Annotated in this window: 7 protein-coding genes and 1 pseudogene; 6 read left to right on the forward strand and 2 right to left on the reverse strand. The window is 40.5% G+C overall.

Annotated elements, in window-relative coordinates; all coding sequences use genetic code 11:
• Positions 1-133: 133 nt before the first annotated feature.
• The 5 genes and pseudogenes from H6G96_RS40230 to H6G96_RS40250 all read left to right on the forward strand — a co-directional run.
• A complete protein-coding gene (locus tag H6G96_RS40230; protein WP_347242360.1) occupies positions 134-796 on the forward strand; it encodes a sulfite exporter TauE/SafE family protein in 663 nt (220 codons plus the stop codon).
• Between the two features lie 27 nt (positions 797-823).
• Positions 824-1,243 carry an MFS transporter gene (locus H6G96_RS40235; protein WP_190920189.1) on the forward strand — a complete coding sequence of 140 codons (420 nt, stop codon included), beginning with the start codon at positions 824-826 and terminating at the stop codon, positions 1,241-1,243.
• A gap of 68 nt (positions 1,244-1,311) precedes the next feature.
• On the forward strand, positions 1,312-1,698 hold the full coding sequence (gene hpxZ / locus H6G96_RS40240) for an oxalurate catabolism protein HpxZ (protein ID WP_190920191.1): 387 nt from the start codon (positions 1,312-1,314) through the stop codon (positions 1,696-1,698).
• Positions 1,699-1,953: 255 nt separating this feature from the next.
• On the forward strand, positions 1,954-2,424 hold the full coding sequence (locus H6G96_RS40245) for an Rrf2 family transcriptional regulator (protein WP_190920193.1): 471 nt from the start codon (positions 1,954-1,956) through the stop codon (positions 2,422-2,424).
• A gap of 19 nt (positions 2,425-2,443) precedes the next feature.
• Positions 2,444-2,605 (forward strand): annotated as a pseudogene (locus H6G96_RS40250) (pyridoxal-phosphate dependent enzyme); the annotation flags it as partial.
• Positions 2,606-2,708: 103 nt separating this feature from the next.
• On the opposite strand, the gene H6G96_RS40255 reads toward H6G96_RS40250, so the two are convergent.
• Entirely contained in the window at positions 2,709-2,879 is a 171-nt protein-coding gene (locus H6G96_RS40255; RefSeq protein ID WP_190920195.1) for a hypothetical protein, read from the reverse strand.
• Positions 2,880-3,006: 127 nt separating this feature from the next.
• On the opposite strand from H6G96_RS40255, the gene H6G96_RS40260 reads away from it, so the two are divergent.
• Complete coding sequence (locus H6G96_RS40260) at positions 3,007-3,222, forward strand: hypothetical protein (RefSeq protein ID WP_190920198.1); 216 nt, start codon at positions 3,007-3,009, stop codon at positions 3,220-3,222.
• 2 nt (positions 3,223-3,224) lie between these two features.
• On the opposite strand, the gene H6G96_RS40265 is transcribed toward H6G96_RS40260, so the two are convergent.
• A complete protein-coding gene (locus H6G96_RS40265; protein ID WP_190920200.1) occupies positions 3,225-3,485 on the reverse strand; it encodes a hypothetical protein in 261 nt (86 codons plus the stop codon).
• Positions 3,486-4,415 lie beyond the last annotated feature (930 nt).

Raw genomic sequence — 4,415 nt, forward strand, 5'->3', positions numbered from 1 at the left:
TGCTGCATCATAAGCGTTCCAATTCCGAACTTTATACTGGGCTTTCGTCTTCATCGTTGGGCTAGGCGGCAAGAGAATATAGGCGATAGGTAAAATTTACCATTTTCCTTATTCACGCAACAACGCCACTCTTATCTTTACAGGTGTCGCCCCGATCGCAGCTAACGCCACCAATAATACAGCAATTTGGGTGGCTTCCCTAGCCAGCGCTGGAGCATATCGTCAAGATTTGGGCATCGAGCGGCGAGATTTTTTACTTTTATGTGGCGTCAGTTTAGTTGGTGGCATGATTGGCTCCATAGCTTTGTTGTATACATCGCCAGATGTCTTTAAAAAGCTGATTCCGTATCTATTACTGCTAGCAACAGTTGTGTTTACCTTTGGCGAACCGTTCAAAAAGTGGTTGCAGCGTCAAAACCAGAACACCTCACCGGAATCTGTACCATTGTTTAATTTGGTACTGGCTCAACTAGCGATCGCAATCTATGGCGGTTTCTTTGGCGCAGGTTTAGGGATTTTAATGCTAGCAACTCTGACATTTTTAGGTATCAAAAGTATTCACAAAATGAATGCTTTCAAGACATTTTTAGGGAGTTGTATCAATGGTATTGCGATCATTCCATTTATTTTTGCAGGTGTGATTGCTTGGCATCAAGCTATTTTGATGGCAATTGGTGGTTCTCTTGGTGGTTACTTAAGCGCCCATTATGCTCGTAAACTTGAACCCCACTTAATTCGGAAATTTGTCATGATTGTTGCCTTTACTATGACTGTCTACTTTTTTATTCACGGTTAAGAACTGGGAACTACTCAGAGGTGATGTATGTATTTAACGAAGCATAGCAATGTATTGGAATCGGGTAAAGTTCTAGCATTGGGAATAGGTTTTATGGGAGTAAGCTTAATTGTCTTTGCCCTATCCCGTGTGTTCTGGCTTTCACTGCTTTCATTATTAGCGGCTGGTTTTGGCTTTATTTTGCAGATCATTGCCGGACGTACTTTGCTTCAGTTGTTAGTGAGCGATGAAAATCGCGGACAAATTACAGGTCTTTACGTTATGGCATCTACAGGCGCAGTACCCATAGGTAACTTAATAGCTGGCGCACTAGCAAGCAAAGTTGGTAGTAGCAATACTGTCATCCTTGGTGCAAGTATTTGTATTGCAGGCTCAATTTTCTTTATGCAGCAAATCTCCACCTTTCGCGATCTGGTTCGTCTGAATTTACGTATTGAAGGAGCTTAAAAGAAAAATAGCTCTGACTATTAGAAAGACTGCATAATCAGCCATAACACCCAAAATTGGTAACAACAATGACTACTATAAATGACCCTACTGTTTTAGCTGAAGTAACAGATTTGTACCTCAAGTATGAAGAAGCCCTTTCTAATAACAATTTGGAGGTGATGGACAGCTTGTTTTGGAATGCGCCCGAAGTAGTACGGTTTGGCATCACAGAAAACCTCTATGGCAGCGATGAAATTCGTAACTTTCGCCAGAATCGACCAAACCCAAAAATAGAGCGAGAAATCTCGAATCTCAAGGTTGTAACCTTTGGGAAAGATGCAGCAACAGTGACTTTAGAGTTTCGCCGCAATATTAATGGTGTAGAGCGTTTCGGGCGACAAAGCCAGATTTGGTATAGGTTTACCGAAGGATGGAAGGTGGCTTCAGCCCATGTTTCATTATTGCCAGTGTAAGTTTCAAAACTATGACTAGCATTTTAGTTAGACATTAGCTTCCAGAAAAGATAGTGAGTGGCGATAATACTAGCTTCACCTGATTTCAAACCATTAAAAATAATTCCTCTATGGGAATTGTGTAAGATAATAAACTACGGTAAGCCGATAGAATCTAGTGTTTTTATGGCTACTAAGTAGGATGCTTTGACATTCCACACTTTAAGAAAAATTAATTTCGCATTAACTGCGATAAGTCCTCCAATTCACCGTAGTATGTTGAGTACAGTCTTGAATAGCCAAAACTACGCTCTCTTGGATCTGTCTTCCAAAGTGGAATACGCGCTGCTGGCGCTTTTAGAACTGGCAAGCCACCACGGAAAAAAACTTCCTCTAACCATGAGCGAGATCATTGCCAAACAACGCATACCTGAACGCTACTTGGAACAAATTTTGACCAACCTCCGGCGGGCTGGTGTGGTACAGAGTCAACGCGGCTCTAAAGGAGGTTTTGTTTTAGCTCGTGAACCTTGGCAGATTACAGTGCTGGAAATTGTCACTTTTGTTGAAGGCGAGCGGAAAGACAAAGATACTTCTGACTCTCCGACTCTAGAAAAGACTCTGGTTTATGAAGTTTGGGAGCAAGCTAACGCTGCCTCAATTGAAGTTTTGGGTCGCTATACACTCCAAGACTTGTGCCAGGAAAGAGAAACTCGCGCACAGCAAAGCCCAATGTACTATATTTAGACACGATGGAGTACTCATAATGCGGATAGCGAAAGATATCACAGAGTTAATCGGACGAACTCCTTTAGTTCAATTAAACAAAATTCCCCAGGCTTCAGGATCGGTTGCCCGGATTGTGGTGAAGCTAGAAAGCATGAATCCAGTATCTTCTGTGAAAGATCGGATTGGCACGAGTGTGATTTGAAAGAAAAAATTTGATTGCTGAATCATTGTTCTAGTCATATTTTGGGAACAATTCTTCCCATTCGCCCCTTTAACGCTGCGCCATCGCCTCAAGCTGGCAATCAGTTTTCCAGGTCAATCGATTCAAACAGCGCTTTGGCTGTGGTGATTATGCCATCTAATTCACGGGTGTAGTAAGGCATTGTCTTACTGCGCGTTATCTGATGATAGTTAGAGAATTTGATTTTTAATGTTAACGTGCATCCCCTTGTGAAGTGCTGCTCTAGCCTCAAAGCATTCCATCACAAGCATCAACAGAAAGATTAGCTAGGAATTAAGCCTTGATTAAGATAAGGTTATACAACAGAGCTTTCACTTGTATAAGTCCATTTTTCAGAGCTAACACCTTTAGGAGCGCTATTGCAGACCCCAGACCCTCCTGAAGTAGGAGACACAGTTTTGATTCTACGTCCTTTCTATGTAACTGGAAAAGTTGGGGTTGTTTGTGGTCGAGAACCAGACTCAGATGGTCAATCAAGCATACGCTGGCTTATTAAAGTAGATTCAGATGAGGAAAATATTTTAGTATCACTCAGACGCAATGAGTTTGAGGTGATTACCCCAAAGTTAGAATAACTTCAGGCTGTTGCCGATGGCTCCTCACCAATTCCCAGTTCCTTCTTACTGTGCTTTAACTGTTTCCAAAGTCCCTTAATTTGCTGATAAGCATCTTCTGGGCCAAGCTTACCATTGCTTTCTAAACTGGTGATCATGCCAACTTTTTGAGCAAATTCTTGCAAATTAGCATTGAAAACTAAGTTTTCTGGTTTAACTTGTCCATAGTAGCGACCACGAGGGTAAAGGAATTTATTTTTGTCTTCCTCATGAGACTGATTCATTACTTTACCTCCCTACTAATAAGTTTTCACTAATAATGTCAACCCAGTTTCAACTATCTCCTTAGCCAAATGGCTGCTTGGAAATATAGTTGGCGATTGCTAGAATCATGAGTCTTTTTTTAGTATGACTCATAGTTCAAAATCGTCAAATATAAAGTGAAGAATTTCAGCCATTTAGTTTTTTGGCTGGCAGATGGCCTTGCCATGAAGCTAAAAACAGCTTAAGAGTCTAATCTTATTCACACTGCTGAAGCGTTAGAAGATCAACTATCCCAATTCTTCAAGAATTGGAAGATAGTTCAGACACACAATTGCAATCATTGATGAGCTTGTGAAATGCTTACGACGGTAACTGAGCTTCTTGTACTGAGCGGCTTACCCTGAGCGTAGCCGTACCCCTTCCCTACGGGACGCTACGCGAACGGGGAAGTAAGCTACGCGTCGCGTATCGTAGGGAAGGGAATCGAAGTATGTAGAAATGTGGACTATACCTACGCTAAGTACGTTTTCAAAGCTATTAACCTTAGTAAACAATATTTGAGTGAACTCAGTTGCTTAGGAAACCTATAAATAAAGTTTGTAGTTGAAAAATACATTTAATATTCATTATTTTAGCCTTAATCTCTATCTAAAGATAGTTATTCTCCAAATAAATAATTTTCAATTTATTTTGACTATTTAGGAAACCTTAAAAAATTATAAATATTTAAATTTTATCCCTGACGGGGGGATTGTACACTATTAAAAAAACTGGTTTTCTGATTACGTAATTAAGTATCAAGACCAAATACAACTTTCAGGAAAATTAAATGCTGCTCAAAAAAATTCCGGGTCTGCTCATAGCGGCAGCTATTCTGCCATGCTTTATTCAACCGGCTTCCGCTCACGTTATTTGGTTTGAGAAAGAAAATGCTCAATACAATTTGTTAT

The sequence above is a fragment of the Nostoc sp. FACHB-892 genome (genome assembly GCF_014698795.1).
Taxonomy (GTDB): Bacteria; Cyanobacteriota; Cyanobacteriia; order Cyanobacteriales; family Nostocaceae; genus Nostoc.

Coding starts and splice junctions, on each gene's coding strand:
- H6G96_RS40235 (WP_190920189.1), top strand. CDS start 824: ATGTATTTAACGAAGCATAGCAATGTATTGGAATCGGGTAAAGTTCTA.
- H6G96_RS40265 (WP_190920200.1), bottom strand. CDS start 3,485: ATGAATCAGTCTCATGAGGAAGACAAAAATAAATTCCTTTACCCTCGT.
- hpxZ (WP_190920191.1), top strand. CDS start 1,312: ATGACTACTATAAATGACCCTACTGTTTTAGCTGAAGTAACAGATTTG.
- H6G96_RS40245 (WP_190920193.1), top strand. CDS start 1,954: ATGTTGAGTACAGTCTTGAATAGCCAAAACTACGCTCTCTTGGATCTG.